The sequence below is a fragment of the Streptomyces sp. NBC_00631 genome (assembly GCF_045206895.1).
Classification (GTDB): Bacteria; Actinomycetota; Actinomycetes; order Streptomycetales; family Streptomycetaceae; genus Streptomyces.
The window spans coordinates 6,471,645-6,486,745 of the sequence record NZ_CP107734.1 but is presented as its reverse complement, the minus strand read 5'-3'; the positions used below and the strand labels follow the sequence as shown (position 1 = coordinate 6,486,745).

General features: G+C 71.6%; 15 protein-coding genes. 5 read left to right on the top strand and 10 right to left on the bottom strand.

The genetic code is table 11. The annotated features are described in order from the left end of the window. The first annotated feature begins 10 nt into the window (after positions 1-10). The gene (locus OHB00_RS29775; RefSeq protein WP_406439220.1) at positions 11-649 is read left to right on the top strand and encodes a class I SAM-dependent methyltransferase; all 639 of its coding nucleotides are present in this window, start codon (positions 11-13) and stop codon (positions 647-649) included. A gap of 123 nt (positions 650-772) precedes the next feature. Here the strand turns inward: OHB00_RS29775 and OHB00_RS29770 are convergent, their stop codons facing one another. Then, positions 773-1,633 carry an NAD(P)H-binding protein gene (locus OHB00_RS29770; protein WP_406439218.1) on the bottom strand — a complete coding sequence of 287 codons (861 nt, stop codon included), beginning with the start codon at positions 1,631-1,633 and terminating at the stop codon, positions 773-775. An 89-nt stretch (positions 1,634-1,722) separates the two neighbouring features. On the opposite strand from OHB00_RS29770, the gene OHB00_RS29765 reads away from it, so the two are divergent. After that, entirely contained in the window at positions 1,723-2,442 is a 720-nt protein-coding gene (locus OHB00_RS29765; RefSeq protein ID WP_406439216.1) for a TetR/AcrR family transcriptional regulator, read from the top strand. A gap of 21 nt (positions 2,443-2,463) precedes the next feature. On the opposite strand, the gene OHB00_RS29760 is transcribed toward OHB00_RS29765, so the two are convergent. The 3 genes from OHB00_RS29760 to OHB00_RS29750 all read right to left on the bottom strand — a co-directional run bounded on the left by OHB00_RS29760 (position 2,464) and on the right by OHB00_RS29750 (position 6,694). Continuing rightward, entirely contained in the window at positions 2,464-3,672 is a 1,209-nt protein-coding gene (locus tag OHB00_RS29760) for a cytochrome P450 (protein WP_406439214.1), read from the bottom strand. Beyond that, the gene (locus OHB00_RS29755; RefSeq protein ID WP_406439212.1) at positions 3,672-4,670 is read right to left on the bottom strand and encodes a DUF1259 domain-containing protein; all 999 of its coding nucleotides are present in this window, start codon (positions 4,668-4,670) and stop codon (positions 3,672-3,674) included. Before OHB00_RS29755 ends, OHB00_RS29760 begins: the two co-directional genes overlap by 1 nt. 119 nt (positions 4,671-4,789) lie before the next feature. After that, positions 4,790-6,694 carry an AMP-dependent synthetase/ligase gene (locus tag OHB00_RS29750; RefSeq protein ID WP_406446042.1) on the bottom strand — a complete coding sequence of 635 codons (1,905 nt, stop codon included), beginning with the start codon at positions 6,692-6,694 and terminating at the stop codon, positions 4,790-4,792. A gap of 361 nt (positions 6,695-7,055) precedes the next feature. Between OHB00_RS29750 and OHB00_RS29745 the strand changes: the two genes are divergently transcribed. The 3 genes from OHB00_RS29745 (at position 7,056) to OHB00_RS29735 (ending at position 10,842) form a co-directional block, all read left to right on the top strand. Beyond that, positions 7,056-8,360, top strand: coding sequence for a 3-oxoacyl-ACP reductase (locus OHB00_RS29745; RefSeq protein ID WP_406439210.1), 1,305 nt, complete (start codon positions 7,056-7,058; stop codon positions 8,358-8,360). A 127-nt stretch (positions 8,361-8,487) separates the two neighbouring features. Next, positions 8,488-9,327 carry a MaoC family dehydratase gene (locus OHB00_RS29740; protein WP_406439208.1) on the top strand — a complete coding sequence of 280 codons (840 nt, stop codon included), beginning with the start codon at positions 8,488-8,490 and terminating at the stop codon, positions 9,325-9,327. A gap of 213 nt (positions 9,328-9,540) precedes the next feature. Then, entirely contained in the window at positions 9,541-10,842 is a 1,302-nt protein-coding gene (locus OHB00_RS29735; RefSeq protein ID WP_406439206.1) for a DUF6716 putative glycosyltransferase, read from the top strand. 13 nt (positions 10,843-10,855) lie between these two features. Here the strand turns inward: OHB00_RS29735 and OHB00_RS29730 are convergent, their stop codons facing one another. The 6 genes from OHB00_RS29730 to OHB00_RS29705 all read right to left on the bottom strand — a co-directional run bounded on the left by OHB00_RS29730 (position 10,856) and on the right by OHB00_RS29705 (position 15,065). Beyond that, complete coding sequence (locus tag OHB00_RS29730; protein ID WP_406439204.1) at positions 10,856-11,530, bottom strand: TetR/AcrR family transcriptional regulator; 675 nt, start codon at positions 11,528-11,530, stop codon at positions 10,856-10,858. A gap of 39 nt (positions 11,531-11,569) precedes the next feature. Next, on the bottom strand, positions 11,570-11,905 hold the full coding sequence (locus tag OHB00_RS29725) for a DUF4229 domain-containing protein (RefSeq protein ID WP_406439202.1): 336 nt from the start codon (positions 11,903-11,905) through the stop codon (positions 11,570-11,572). An 80-nt stretch (positions 11,906-11,985) separates the two neighbouring features. Continuing rightward, the gene (locus OHB00_RS29720; protein WP_406439200.1) at positions 11,986-12,510 is read right to left on the bottom strand and encodes a GNAT family N-acetyltransferase; all 525 of its coding nucleotides are present in this window, start codon (positions 12,508-12,510) and stop codon (positions 11,986-11,988) included. A gap of 40 nt (positions 12,511-12,550) precedes the next feature. After that, positions 12,551-13,204, bottom strand: a complete 654-nt coding sequence (locus OHB00_RS29715; RefSeq protein ID WP_406439198.1) for a UdgX family uracil-DNA binding protein — start codon at positions 13,202-13,204, stop codon at positions 12,551-12,553. 203 nt (positions 13,205-13,407) lie between these two features. Next, a complete protein-coding gene (gene mqnE, locus OHB00_RS29710; RefSeq protein ID WP_406439196.1) occupies positions 13,408-14,571 on the bottom strand; it encodes an aminofutalosine synthase MqnE in 1,164 nt (387 codons plus the stop codon). A gap of 38 nt (positions 14,572-14,609) precedes the next feature. Beyond that, on the bottom strand, positions 14,610-15,065 hold the full coding sequence (locus tag OHB00_RS29705) for an Lrp/AsnC family transcriptional regulator (RefSeq protein ID WP_073901832.1): 456 nt from the start codon (positions 15,063-15,065) through the stop codon (positions 14,610-14,612). Positions 15,066-15,101 lie beyond the last annotated feature (36 nt).

Genomic DNA, 15,101 nt, shown 5'->3' with positions numbered 1-15,101 from the left:
GTCCGCGGGCATGACCGCCGACTTCCTCACCGCCACCCGTACCTTCTACGACGCGATCGCCGACGACTACGCCGAGCGCTTCCGCGAAGACGTCTCCAACCGGCCTTTGGACCGTGCCCTGTTGGCCACCTACGCCGAGCTCGTCGGCCCGGGCGGCGAGGTGGCCGACCTCGGTTGCGGCCCCGGCCGCGTCACGGGCCGCCTGGCCGGGCTCGGACTGTCCGTCTTCGGGCTGGACCTGTCCGCGTCGATGCTCGCCATCGCCCGCCGCGAGAACCCCGGCCTGCGTTTCGTCCAGGGCTCGATGCTGGAACTCGCCGTGGCGGACCGCTCGTTGGACGGGGTGGTGTGCTGGTACTCGTCCATCCACACCCCGGACGACCACCTGCCGTCCCTGTTCGGGGAGTTCCGCAGGGTGCTGCGGCCGGGAGGTCACCTGCTCCTCGCCTTCCAGGTGGGGGACGTGGCACGCCGGTTCGAGGAGCCCTGGGGGCATCCGGTGACACTGGACTTCCAGCGGCGGCGACCGGAGGAGATGGCGAGGCTGCTGGCCGAGACCGGCTTCCGGCTCCACTCCAGCACGGTCCGGGAGGCCGACGCGTGGCTGGAGGAGACGAGTCCGCAGGCGTATCTGATCGCCACCTCCTGACCGACCGACGCCGCCCGCCGGTCCAGGGGCTGTCGGCGGACCGTGCAGACGCGAGGGCCGCGCACGCCCACGTCGGCTGACCGCCGCCGCCGCTTTCCTGCGACCTGATCCGCCGGACAGCCCCTAGGCCTGCCGCTCGCGCAGCAGCGTGCGCGCGGAGACGGGTTGACGGCCGAGCAGCCGGGCCAGCGTGGGGTCGGCGGTCGCGAACTCCCCCGCGCGGGCCGCGGTGAAGATGGACAGCAGGTGGCCGGCCGTCTCGGTGCGGACGCCGGTGGCGACCAGGTGGGCGCGGAAGGTGTCGTCCGGGGCGGTGGTCCGGGTGATGGTGCGGCCGGTGAGCTCGCCCGCGAGGGCGGCGAGGTCGGCGAAGGTGAGCGCCTCGGTGCCGGTGAGCGGGGGCGTCGGCCCCTCGAAGCGGGGGCTCTCGTCCGCGAGGATCACCGCCGCCGCCTCCGCCAGGTCGGCGTGGGCAGTCCAGCAGACCGGGCCGTCGGCCGGCAGGGCCACCTCGCCGGAGGCCAGGCCCGGGGCGAGGAAGTCGAGGCCGCTGGAGGCGTGGAAGCCGTTGCGCAGGGAGGTCCAGGGGACGCCCGAGGCGGCGAGGGCCGACTCCGTGGCCGCGTGGTCGCGGCAGGCCTGGAAGCGGGAGGTGGGGCTCGCGCCCATCTGGGCCGTGTAGAGGATGCGGCGGGCGCCGGCGGCGGCGGCCGCGTCGATGGCGGTGCGGTGCTGCCGTACGGTCTCCTCGCCCATCCGGTCGACGGAGACGATCAGTATCCGGGTGGCGCCCTCGAAGGCGTGCGCCAGGCTGTCCGGCTCGGTGAAGCTGCCCCGCCGCACCCGGACGCCCCGGTCCGCGAGGGCCTGTGCCTTCTTCGGGTCGCGGACGCTGACGCCGACGCGGTCCGCCGGCACGCGGGTCAGCAGGGACTCCACGATCCGGCCGCCGAGCTGTCCGGTGGCTCCGGTCACGACGATCACGATGTACCCCCACGGTTGATATCGATGGAAACAGCAGAACAGTAACACCGATACTAACGGTGGAATCAAGTGCGCGGTATCGTTGATACATGCCATCGGGACCACGTGACACGACCGCCTCCGCGGCCTCCGCCGACACCCGGCAGCGCGTCATCGACGCCGCCATCGGGCTGCTGGAGCGGGACGGACGGGATGCCGTCACCACCCGCGCGGTCGCCGTCGCCGCGGGGCTGCAACCCCCCGCCATCTACCGGCTGTTCGGGGACAAGGAGGGACTGCTGGAGGCCGTGGCGGAGTACGGGTTCGCCACGTTTCTCGCGAGCAAGCGGATCGTTCCGGATCCCGAGGACCCGATCCAGGACCTGCGGGACGGCTGGGACCTCGCCGTGCAGTTCGGCCTGGAGAACCCCGCGCTCTACGCGCTGATGTACGGCGACACCTCGCGCAGCGACTCGGCCGCCTTCCGGACCGGGCTCGGGATCCTGCGGGGCCGGGTGCGGCGGCTGGCCGCCGGGGGCCGGCTGCGGGTCGGCGAGGCCCTCGCGGCCAACGTCATCCACGCCACGGCCCGCGGCGCGGTCCTCACCTGGCTCTCCATGCCGGGCGCCGACCGCGACCCGGCCCTGCTGACCACCCTCCGCGAGGCGATGGTCACGGCCGTCACCACCGAGAGTCCGGCCGTACAGACCCCGGGCCCGGCCGGGTCGGCCCGGGCGCTGCGCGCCGCCCTCCCCGACCAGACGGTTCTCAGCGGCGCGGAGCAGCGCCTGCTGCGCGAGTGGCTGGACCGTCTGGCCGACGAGAGCTGAGGCGAGCGGGAGTTCCGGCGCCTACCAGGCGACCGGCAGCTCCAGCGGGAAGCGGCGGATGGTCTTGGTGTCCCAGCGGACCTCCTCGGGCGGTACCGCGAGGCGCAGTGCCGGGAAGCGGTCCAGGAGGCGGCCCACGGCGACCTCCAGTTCGGCCATCGCCAGCGGCACCGCGATGCACCGGTGGCCGCCCCAGCCGAACGTCATGTGGTGGGCGCCGAGACGGCCGGGCACGATCTCGTGGGGATCCGGGAAGCGGGCCGGGTCACGGTTGGCCGCCAGGTACGACACGTGGACGAAGTCGCCGCGCCGGATGAGCACCCCGTCCATCTCGACGTCCTCCAGCGCCACCCGGGGAATGCCCACCCCCTTGCGGAAGGGGATGTAGCGGAGCAGCTCGTGCAGGAAGTCCGTCAGGTTCTCGCGGTGCGCGCGGGCGTACCCCGCCAGTTCCGGCCGGGTCAGCAGCAGATACACGATGTTGCTGATCTGGCAGGTCGCGGTGTCCTGACCGCTGAGTGTGAACGTCAGGGCGAGGACGGCCAGTTCCCTGTCGTCGAGCTGGTCCTCGCCGTCCCGTGCCTCGGCGAGCACGCTGATGAGGTCCGTGCCGGGGCTGTCGCGGCGTTCGGCGACCAGCTCCATGAAGTAGTCCGTCAGGTCCTCCTTCGCCGCGCGCGCGACGTCCCGGTTGCCCGCGCCCAGCACCAGCAGGCGGTGCACACCCTCCTGCATCCGCGGCCACTCGGCGCGTTCGATGCCGAGCAGGTCCAGGATCGTGTGCTGGGGAAGGGTGTCGGACAGGTGGCGGACCAGGTCGGCCGGCGGGCCCTCGGACTCCATCTCGTCGAGCAGCCGGTCCGCGAGGAGGGTGATCCGCTCGCGCATGTGGTCCACATGGCGCTGGGTGAAGGCCTGGGTGGCCAGATGCCGGATCCGGCTGCTGTGCGGCGGGTCCATCACGTTGATGGACTCGGGGGAGACGATCGGCTCCGCCGTGAGGCGCGGATAGTCGTGCCGGATGATCCCGGCCCGGCTGAAGCGGTGGTCGGTGGTCACCTGCTGCACCGACTCGAATCCGGTGACCAGCCAGGCGTCCGGCCGGCCGTACGGCAGCCGGATCCTGGTGAGGGACTCGCGCTCCATCAGGTCGGCGAGCACCGGGTCGAAGTCGAGGGCCTCGCTGAACTGGAAGGGGCAGGTGACCGTCTGGTCGCGGTGAGCCGTCATCAGCCGGTCACCCCCGCCATCGGGACCACGCCGGTGGCGTGCACGGCGTCGCGCAGGACCTTCGCGAGCCGTACGGCGTCGCCCTTGCCCCAGTAGTGCAGGAAGAACAGGCGCGGCTCGTCGGTCAGGTTGTGGTGGTGCAGTTCCACGAGCTCGATCCCGCCCTTGCGCAGGATCCTCAGGACCGCCTGGACCTCGCTCGCGGTCATCACGAAGTCCCCGTTGGTCACGGCCCTCCCGCCGCCCACCGGCTGGAAGTTGACCGTGGTGGTCGCGCCGAGGCCGGGCGGCAGGATCATGTCGCCGTCGAGGATCTGCTCGGCGCGGACCCAGGTGCTCTTGTAGATGCCCTCGTCCTGGAAGCCGGCGGCGCCGAACACGCCGTCGATGGCCTTGGTGTCCAGGTCCAGGCGCGGCAGGGTGGTGGACGGCCGGTCGGGCGGGGTGCCGGTGCGGTCGAAGGCGGCGCGCAGCCCCTTGGCGACCGGTACCGGGTCGTGGGCGTGGGCGTGCAGGTGCAGCCACCAGACGGCGGGTCTGTGGGCGAGCAGATGCTTGTGCAGGGCGGTGATCCCGATGCCGTGGTCCAGGAGGGCGTCGCTGAAGCTCTGCAGCTCCTGCTCGGTGATCACGGCGTCGCCCATCAGCAGATGGGCGCCGTCCTCGTACCGCACGAAGGACACGTGGGTGCCGAGGGCCAGTGCGGTGTCGATCCGCACCCCCTGGGAGACCACGTCGAGGTCCCGGCGGGGCAGGCCGGTGTGGTACATGTACCGCTTCATGTCACCCGGCCGGCCCAGTGCCTTGGTGACCTCGGTCCAGTCGGAGAGCTTGGTCATCGCCGGTTTGATCAGGGCGCGCGGGCGTTCCCGGGGCAGCGCGCGGGCGGCCGGGGTCGCCGCGCCCGCGAGCACGGGGGCCGCGGCGCCCGCGGCGAGCAGGCCGCGCCTGGTGGCGGTGGGGCGGGTGAGGATGGTCCGCTGTCGGTTGTCAGCCATGGTGTACCTCCATCCGCGATGGAAGCACGGGGGATATCCGGGACCTGTGATTCCGCCCGTCAGTGAGGCCAGCTGGCCTAACCACAGCCGACGCCGTGTCACCTGCGCGGCCGTGCGCCCTACTTCGGGTAGAGGCTCGCGATCTCGGCCGCGAAGTCCTTCATGACCGCCTCGCGGCGCAGCTTCATCGAGGGGGTCAGGTGCCCGGCCTCCTCGGTGAAGTCGACGGGGAGCATCTCGAAGCGGCGGATGGACTCGGGGCGGGACACCAGTTTGTTGGCCTCGTCCACGGCGCGTTGCAGGACGGCCCGCAACTCGGCGTCGTCCAGGAGGAGTTCCGGCGGCACCGGATGCTTGCCGTTCATCTGACGCCAGTGGGTGAGGCCGTCCCGGTCGAGGGTGATCAGGGCGCTGACGTAGGGCAGCCCGTCGCCGACCAGCATCACCTGGGAGATGAGGGGGTGCGAGCGCAGCCAGTTCTCCAGCGGGGCGGGGGCGACGGACTTGCCGCCGGCCGTGATGAGCATCTCCTTCTTGCGGCCGGTGATGGTGAGGTAGCCCTCGTCGTCCAGTTCGCCGAGGTCGCCGGTGGCCAGCCAGCCGTCCCGGGTCGCCGGGACGACCCCGCCGGCCTGCGGGTCCCAGTAACCGCGCAGGACATGGTCACCGGCGATCAGGATCTCGCCGTCGGCGGCGATCCGGACCTTGGTGCCGGGCATCGGCCAGCCCACCGTGCCGAGGCGGGGCTTGAGGGGCGGGGTGCAGGTGGTGGCCGCGGTGGTCTCGGTCAGGCCGTAGCCCTCGTAGATCTCGATGCCGGCCCCGGCGTAGAACGCGGCGAGGCGGCGGCCCAGCGGGGAGCCGCCGCAGATGATGTGACGGACGCGGCCGCCCATGGCGGTGCGGATACGGCGGTAGACGAGCGGGTCGTAGAAGGTGCGGGCCGTCTTCAGGGCGCGGCCGGGGCCGCCGCCGGTGCCGGTCTGTTTCGCCTCCAGCGCCTCGCCGTAGCGCTGTGCGACCCCGGTGGCCCGGTCGAAGACCGAGACCCGGCCGCCCGCCTCCGCCTTGGCGCGGGCGGTGTTGAAGACCTTCTCCAGCATGTAGGGGATGGTGAGCAGACAGGTCGGTCTGAAGGCGGCGAGGTCCGGGAGCAGGTCCTCGGCCTTGAGGCTGGGGGCGTGGCCGAGGCGGACCCCGGCACGGATACAGGCGATCGCCACCATGCGGCCGAAGACGTGGGACATGGGGAGGAAGAGGAGGATGGAGACCTCCTCGTCGTTGCGCGCCTTGAAGATCGGGTAGAGGAGTTCGATCGCGTTGTCGACCTCGGCGAAGAAGTTGCCGTGCGACAGGGCGCAGCCCTTGGGGCGGCCGGTGGTGCCCGAGGTGTAGATGAGGGTGGCGAGGGTGTCGGGGCCCAGCATGCCCCGCCGTACGCCCACCTCGGCGTCGGGCACCTGGGCCCCCGCCTCGGCGAGCCGGTCCACGTGCCCCTTCTCCATGACCCACAGATGCCTGAGGTCGGGCAGCCGGTCGAGTTCGGGGCCGAGCGCGGCGGCCTGTGCGGAGCTCTCCGTGACCAGGGCGACGGCACCCGAGTCGTGCATGATCCAGCGGGTCTGGAAGACCGAGGAGGTCGGGTAGATCGGCACGGTCACCAGGCCGGCCGCCCAGGCGCCGAAGTCGAGCAGCGTCCACTCGTACGTCGTCCGGGCCATGATCGCGATCCGGTCGCCCGGCATCAGCCCCTCGGCGATCAGGCCCTTGGCCACCGCCAGCACCTGCTCGGCGAACTCCGCCGCCGTCACATGCTCCCAGTGCCCGTCGCTCTCGGCCTGCTTGCGGCTGAGCACCACGGCACCCGGCTCCGCCTCCGCGTTCTCGAACGGCAGGTCGGCCAGCGACCCGTGCCGCACCGGCGGCGCGAACGGCGGTACGTACGCCTCCCGCACCGCCCCGTCCAGCCGCTGCACGAAGGGCTCGACCAGGATCGGGTTCCCGTCGTAGTCCGTGGCCTGGATCGCCGCGCCGGAGGAGACGGGGACGGCGTTCGGATAAGAGGACGTGGACACGGGGCGGCTCCTCAGGCGTGCAGCGGTGAACTGCTTGCTGCATGACGTACGTGCCTCGCGCACCGAGGCGTTCACCGGCACCGGCCCTCGGAAAGGGGTTACCGGCGGTTCAGGCTGGAGATCGTACGGGGCCGCTGTGGCGGGCTTGTGGGTATTCGGGGGTTGTCCGGGGACGGGCCTGTGCAATCCCGGAGGTTACGTGAGGGTCCTTCACGTTAGGCCCGTTTCCCGATACTTGACAGCTGTGACATAGCCTTACCTACGGTAACCTTACTCCAGAGTCAGGAATCGGGCGACATGGGGGACGCACATGACGGACCGCTATCTGAGCTTCACCGGCACGGCACCCGGCCGTCTCCTCACCCGCCGGCTCGGGCTGCCGCAGCCGGCCCGGCTGGTGCGGCCCGGACAAGCGCCCTCCCCGGCCGGTGAGTTGCTGCACCTCACCGCCGGCAAGTCCGACCTCGACCTGGCGCCGGTCCTGGCCCGGACCGGGCTCACCCCGGACGAGTCGGGCACCCCGGCCGCCGTCGTCCTCGACGCCACCGGGGTACGGGACGTCGACTCACTGGCCGAGGTGCACGCCGCCCTCCATCCCGTCGTACGGTCCGTCGCCGCGAGCGGCCGGGTGGTCGTGCTGGGCGCGCCGCCGGATCCCGCCGACCATCACCAGTGCGCCGCGCAGCAGGCGTTGGAGGGGTTCACCCGGTCCCTGGGCAAGGAGATCGGGCGCGGCAGGACCGTCAACCTGGTCCGGCTCGCCGGGGACCCGGCGGCCGCCGAGTCCACGCTCCGCTTTCTCCTCTCCCCCCGGTCGGCGTACGTCAGCGGGCAGGTCGTCGAGGTCGGGGCGGGCGCCTTCGCCGCACCGGACGACCCGGCCCAGCCCCTCGCCGGACGCACCGCGCTGGTCACCGGGGCCGCGCGCGGGATCGGCGCCGCCGTCGCCGGGACGCTGGCACGCGGCGGGGCGCGGGTCGTCGTCCTCGACGTACCGGCCGCGGCGGCCGACGCGCGCGCGGTGGCGGAGCGGCTTGACGGGAGTGCGCTCACGCTCGACATCACCGACGCGGACGCGGGGGCTCGGATCGCGGACGCGCTGCCGCAGGGGCTGGACGTCCTCGTCCACAACGCGGGGATCACCCGCGACCGGCGGCTGGTCAACATGGCTGCCGAGCGGTGGAGTTCGGTGCTGGAGGTGAACCTCGGGAGTGTGCTGCGCACCACGGACGCGCTGCTGGAGCGGGGGGTTTTGAAGCCCGGCGGGCGGATCGTGGGCACCGCGTCCATCGCGGGCATCGCCGGGAACGCGGGGCAGACGAACTACGCGGCGAGCAAGGCCGGGATCGTGGGGCTGGTGCGGAGCCTTGCGCCGCGGGCGCTCGCGGAGTTCGGGGTGACCGTGAACGCGGTGGCGCCCGGGTTCATCGAGACGCGGATGACGGCCACGGTTCCCTTCCTCATCCGGGAGGCGGGGCGGCGGATGAACTCGCTGGCGCAGGGCGGGGTGCCGGGGGATGTGGCGGAGACGGTGGGGTGGTTGGCGGAGCCGGGGTCGGGGGCGGTGAACGGGCAGGTGGTGCGGGTGTGTGGGCAGAGCTTTTTGGGGGCGTGACGGTTGCGGGGCACGTGCGGGTGCGTTGTGGCTGGTCGCGCCCGCGCGGCGGCAGCCGCACATCAGGCAGCGCCCCGCGCCCCCAAATGCAGGGCACTTCCACCACCGGCATGGAAAGGCAAACCTCGTGATTGTCCTTGACAGCGCACCCTCCCTCGGGCCTCTGCTCGCCCGTGGTGCATTGCGGTCTCCCTTCAAGCGGCCCGCCCCCGACGCCGAATTCCCACGCACCCGTCTCCTCCTCCCCCACCTCCGCCCCGACCTCGAAAAGCTCGCCGCCTACGAGCGGGTCTGCGGATTCGGCACCGGAGACGACGGGTTGCCGGTCACGTACCCTCACGTGCTCGGGTTTCCGCTGGCGATGCGGCTGTTGAGTGCGCGGGAGTTCCCGTTGCCGTTGCTGGGGCTGGTGCACACCTCCATCGAGATCGAGCGGTACGCCGAACTTCCCGGGGACGGGACGTACGACGTCTCCGTGCACGTCGAGAAGCTGAGTCCGCATCGGCGGGGCACCGAGGCCACCGTCGTGACCGGGGTGCGGATCGGTGAGGACGTCGTATGGGAGTCGCGGAGCACGTACCTGGCGCGGCACCGGACGCCGCACTCCGGTGAGACGGCCCGGACCGAGCCCGGCCCCCCGCTGCCCGTCGTCGAGGAGTGGCGGATCGCCGGGGATGTCGGCCGGCGCTACGGGGCCGCCTCCGGGGACCGCAACCCGATCCACCTGCACCCGCTGACCGCCCGCCTCTTCGGCTTCCCCCGGGCCATCGCGCACGGCATGTGGACGGTGGCCCGGTGTCTCGCCGCGCACGGGGTGCCGGCCGCGGCGGACGTGCGGGCCGAGTTCCGGGCGCCGGTACTGCTGCCGGGAACGGTCGGGTACGCCGCCGAGAACGGCCGCTTTCAGCTGCGGAGCGGGGACCGGGTGCATGTGGAGGGCAGTGTGCGCCCGCGCGTTGCCCGTTGATCTGCCAACGCCGTACAAAAAGTGTGTTTCGCCTTTCTGTGCGGATCCTGTCATGCCGGGAGGAATCCGCAGGTGACAGGGTCGGCCGCAGCTCTCCACACACGGGGCGCCCAGCCTGTCCAAGGCTCCGCGCAGGAATCACCCATGCGGTCCTAAGAATGCGTCCTTAGCCTCTGCTCAATTGTGTGAACCATGGCACGAAGGGCACTGAGCATGCCTCCCAGACGCGTCGCAGTAGTCGCCGACTCGGACACCCGTTGGAAATGGGGGGCGTCGGTGGCCCGGCAGATCGCCCCGGAGCACGCGCTGGACGCGTACTTCCTGCGGGGCCGGTCCACGCCCACCGAACGGCAGCTCGCCGAGGTCGGCATCGAACCCGACACCCGGCGCGAGGTACGCGCCGCCGAACTGGTCGACGACGAGGAGCTGGCCGACGCCGACATCGTCGTGTTCGCGGTCCTCGGCGGCACGGTCCTGGCGCTCACCCACAGCCTGGGGCTCGCCTGGGAGGGGCGGCGGCGCCGGCCGATCACGGTCAGCGGATACGTCGGCGTGGTCTACGAGAAGATGGTCGACGGTCTCATGACCCGCGCCGGCACGGATCTCGTGCTCGCCAACTCCGGCCATGACGCGCGGCGTTTCCGCTCCGTCCTCGCGAGTGTGGACGTCGCCCCCGACTCGGTGGTCGAGTGCGCCCTGCCCTTCCTCGGCGGCGCCCCCTACCGGCCCTCCGCCGACCGGCCGTTCACCGTCACCTTCGCGGCCCAGCCGTCCGTGCCCAAGGACCGCGTGTCCCGGCTCGGACTCCTGGAGCGCGCCGCCGGCCACGCCCGCCTGCATCCGGAACGGCTCGTGCTGATCAAGCTGCGCAGCCTGCCCGGCGAGCAGACCACCCACGTGGAGTCGGACCTGTACCAGGTGCTGGTCGAGACCCTCGCCGACCCCGTGCCCGCGAACCTGCAGCTCGTCCACGGCAACATGGCCGACGTGCTGGACGGCACCGACCTGCTGGTCACGGTCAGTTCGACGGCCGCCCTGGAGTCGATGCACCGGCGGATACCCACCGTGATCCTCACCGACTTCGGTGTCCGCGAGGCCCACGGCAACCACTACTTCGTGCACTCCGGCTGCCTCGCCTCCTGGGACGACATCGACGCGGGCGCGCTCCCGCGGCCCGACCCGGAATGGGCGGCGGCACACGGCATCGGCAAGAGCGACCCGTACACCGCGGCCCGGACCCGCATCGCCGAACTGCGCGCCGCCGATCCGCTGCAGCCGTTGCCACCGCTGCGCCCCTACTACACATCGCACAACGCCGGCGTCTACCTCGCCGGTATCCTCCGCAACAACGGTTTCGACGAACAGGGCCGCCCGCTGCCCGTGCCGCTGGGCGCCGACGGCACGGGGCGGGTGAAGAACGCCGTACGGGCGGTCACCAGGCGCGGTGCCAAGAAGCTGTACCGGGTGGGCCACCAGCGACTCGCGCCCGCCCTGCGCCGCTGGGGCGCCGTGTGACGGACCGGGCCGGTCACGGCGCGGACCACGGCCGGCCCTCCATCAGGTTGCCCAGGCCCGCCCAGGCGAAGTTCATCAGGGTCGCCGCCGTCTGCCGGGCCGTTACTCCCGGGGTGGCGTTGGCCCAGGCCGCGAGGGACTCGGCGGCGCCCACCAGGGCCTCGGCGAGGCCGGCGACCTCGCCCTCGCCCAGGTCGGGGTCGCTGGGGGTCCCCCCGCGCGAGCACGTTCGAGAGTGGGGGTGTGCCGCACGGGCGGCGGCGACGATGAGCTGGGTCACGAACGCGACGATCTCCTCGCGCATCGCCGCGACCTCGGCGGCGAACCGCTCGCCGTGCGTACGGGCCTGGATGTGCAGCACCGACCAGCCGTCGGGGTGTTCGGCGGTGTACGTGAAGAACGCCCGCAGCCCGTCCCACAGTTGCCGGTCGGCCGGCAGTTCGCGGTCGACGCCGGTGCGGACCGCGTCGGTCAGCGCGCCGGCCTCACGGCGGATGCAGGCCGTGAACAGGTCTTCCTTCGAGTTGAGGTACAGATACACCAACGGCTTGGAGACACCGGCGAGTTCGGCGATCTCGTCCATCGACGCGGCCATGTAGCCGCGCTGGCCGAAGGTCCGCACGGCGGCGTCGAGCATCTGCTGCTCACGTACCGCGCGCGGCATCCGCTTGGTCCTGACGGTCCCCATGAGGCCAAGCCTAGTTGGGGCCGGAGGCGAGGGAGTCGCTCAGGAAGAGGCCGGGGCCTGCTCGGGTGCCTGGGTCTGCTCCGGGGCCTGGGCCTGCGCCGCCTGGTCGACCGCCTCGTCCTCCTGGCTGCGGTTGGCCTCGATGTTGGCCTTCATCCGGTCCACCCGCTGCGAGACCTGCACCGAGGCACGGTCCCGCTCCTTGCGCAGCACGACGAAGCTGATCGGCGCCGACAGGACGAGGGAGAGCAGCAGGACCCACAGAAGGTTGGAGTCGCCGAAGCCACGCGGGAACGCGCCGGCGTAGACGAGGCCCCAGACGACGAGGAGGCAGCCCGCGAAGATACCGAGGCGCATCAGCGTGTAGCGGAGCATCTCAATCCAGTCTTCCGATGACGAAAAGGGGCACCGTCCAGTGAAGCACGCCGTGGGGCCGATCTTGCAGCGGGGTCCGGTCAGGCCAGGGGGAGCAGCATGGTGATGTCGTCGCGGTCGTCGCCGGGTGCGACACGGACCGCGGCGGGGACCCGGCCGACCTCCTTGTATCCGCAGGAGCCGTAGAAGTTCTCCAGGCCGAGGCCGCCGCGGCAGCTGAGCCGTACGGCGTCGATGCCCTCGAAGCCGCGGGCGGCGTCGGCGGCGGCCGAGAGCAGGTCACGGCCGTGTCCCCGCCCCTGGTGCCTCGGGTGCACCATCACCGTGTACAGCCACACCCAGTGCGTCATCAGCCGGTGCGTGTTGAAGGAGAAGAAGGCGGTGGCGGCGACCTCCCCGGTCTCGTCGTGCCCGACGAGGAGGCGGTGGCGCCCCTCGGCCATCGCGACGAAGTGCCTGACCAGCTCCGGCCGGATGTCCTCCGCGGTCACGGGGGCGACGAAACCGACGGCGCCACCGGCGTTGGACACGTCCGTCCACAGGCCGAGGACACCGTCGCGGAGCGCGGGGGTGACGGCGGGGTCGAGGGTGAAGGTAAGGGGCATGGCCGCATCGTATCTATTACGACCACGATGACGGCAGCGATTACGACAGTTCTTGTGCGGCCACTTCCAGATCCGCGACGAGGCCCCGGTAGGCCTGCTCCCGGTCGTCCGCGCGCAGGACGGAGGAGGGGTGCACGGTGGGCACGAGCCGCTCCGGCCGCCCGTGGATCTCCCGCTCCAGCACGGTCCCGCGCACCTCGCCCACCCGGAACGACGACCCGAGCAGCGCCTTTCCGGCGGTGGCGCCGAGGACGACGATCAGCTCCGGCGCGACGACGCTCAGCTCGGCGGCGAGCCAGGGTCCGCAGGCCGACATCTCGCGCAGGGTGGGGGGCTTGTGGATGCGCCGCTTACGGGTCTCGGCCCAGGTGAACTTGAAGTGCTTGACGGCGTTGGTCACGTAGGCGTCGGCCGGGTCGAGACCGGCCTCTTCCAGAGCCTTGCCGAGCAGCCGCCCGGCGGGCCCGACGAAGGGCTCGCCCTGCCGGTCCTCCTGGTCGCCGGGCTGCTCACCGACGAGCATGAGCCGCGCGTGCGCCTTGCCCTTCCCGAAGACGGTCTGGGTGGCGTCGCGGTGCAGGGGGCAGCCACGGCAGCCGGCGGCGGCCCGCCGGAGGGCGCCGAGGCTCGGCCGGCCGCCGGGGAGGAAGGGGGCCGCGGTGTACGCCTCCTCCGGAGCGCCGGTGGTGGACATGGTTGGCGGGTACCCACCGTGGGGCTGCGGACCCGTCCCGGCCGCGGGCGGGTGGGGGCTGATCGCGCAGTTCCCCGCGCCCCCAAAGGGGCGCACTGCAGCGCCCCTTCCTTTAGGGGCGCGGGGAACTGCGCGACAACCCACGCCGCACCCGCACCCGAAAACGCACCGCCGGCCCGCTCACACCCGCACCGCCGGCCCGCTCACACCCGCATCGGCTGCGGGGACTCCCTGCGCGCCGGGTCCGGGCCGTCGTACTCGCGGATGATCTCGTACCGCGTGTTCCGTTCCACCGGGCGGAAGCCCGCGTCGCGGATGAGGTCCAGCAGGTCCTCGCGGGTGAGCTTGTTCGGCGTGCCGTAGTTGTCCGCGTCGTGGGTGATCTTGTACTCGACCACCGAGCCGTCCATGTCGTCGGCGCCGTGCTGGAGGGCGAGCTGGGCGGTCTGGACGCCGTGCATCACCCAGAAGACCTTGACGTGCGGCACGTTGTCGAACAGCAGCCGCGACACCGCGAAGGTCTTCAGGGCCTCCGCGCCGGTCGCCATCTGGGTGCGGGCCTGGAGCCGGTTCCGTACCTTGCCGTCCTTCATGTCCACGAAGTCGTGCTGGTAGCGGAGCGGGATGAAGACCTGGAAGCCGCCGGTCTCGTCCTGGAGCTCACGCAGCCGCAGGACGTGGTCCACCCTGTGCTTCGGCTCCTCGATGTGGCCGTACAGCATGGTGCACGGGGTCTTGAGCCCCTTCTCGTGCGCCAGGCGGTGGATCCGGGACCAGTCCTCCCAGTGGGTGCGGTGGTCCACGATGTGCTGCCGGACCTCCCAGTCGAAGATCTCCGCGCCGCCGCCGGTCAGGGACTCAAGCCCCGCGTCGATCAGCTCGTCGAGGATCTCGGAGGCCGACAGACCGGAGATCGTCTCGAAGTGGTGGATCTCCGTCGCCGTGAAGGCCTTGAGGGAGACGTGCGGGAGGGCCGCCTTCAGTTCGCGGAGCGAGCGCGGGTAGTACCGCCACGGCAGGTTGGGGTGCAGGCCGTTGACGATGTGCAGCTCGGTGAGGTTCTCCCCCTCCATCGCCCTGGCGAGCTTCACCGCCTCCTCGATGCGCATCGTGTACGCGTCCTTCTCGCCCGGCTTGCGCTGGAACGAGCAGTACGCGCAGGACGCGGTGCACACGTTCGTCATGTTGAGGTGGCGGTTGACGTTGAAGTGGACGACGTCACCGTTCTTGCGGGTGCGCACCTCGTGGGCGAGGCCGCCCAGCCAGGCCAGGTCGTCCGACTCGTACAGCGCGATACCGTCCTCGCGGGTCAGCCGCTCACCGGCCCTGACCTTCTCCTCCAGCTCACGCTTGAGCCCGACGTCCATTCCGACACCTTTCTCCGAAGACTTCGACAACCGTACGGCTAGACCTCTTCGGGCAGTTCCCCGACCCGGTTCTCCCACTTCGTGGACAGCACGATCGTGGTACGGGTCCGGGAGACGCCCTTCGTCCCGGAGAGCCGCCGGATGGTCTTCTCCAGCCCGTCCACGTCCGTCGAACGCACCTTGAGCATGAACGAGTCGTCACCGGCGATGAACCAGCAGTCCTCGATCTCCGGCAGGTCCCGCAGCCGCTGTGCCACGTCCTCGTGGTCGGCCGCGTCGGACAGGGAGATGCCGATCAGGGCGATGACGCCGAGGCCGAGCGAGGCCGCGTTGACGGTGGCGCGGTAGCCGGTGATGACGCCGGCCGCCTCCAGCCGGTTGATGCGGTCGGTGACACTGGGTCCCGACAGTCCGACGAGACGGCCCAGCTCAGCGTACGAGGCCCGGCCGTTCTCCCTCAGGGCCTGGATGAGCTGCCTGTCCACGGCGTCCATGCGATCGAAGCCTTCCGCTGAAGATTCCCGAAGTAG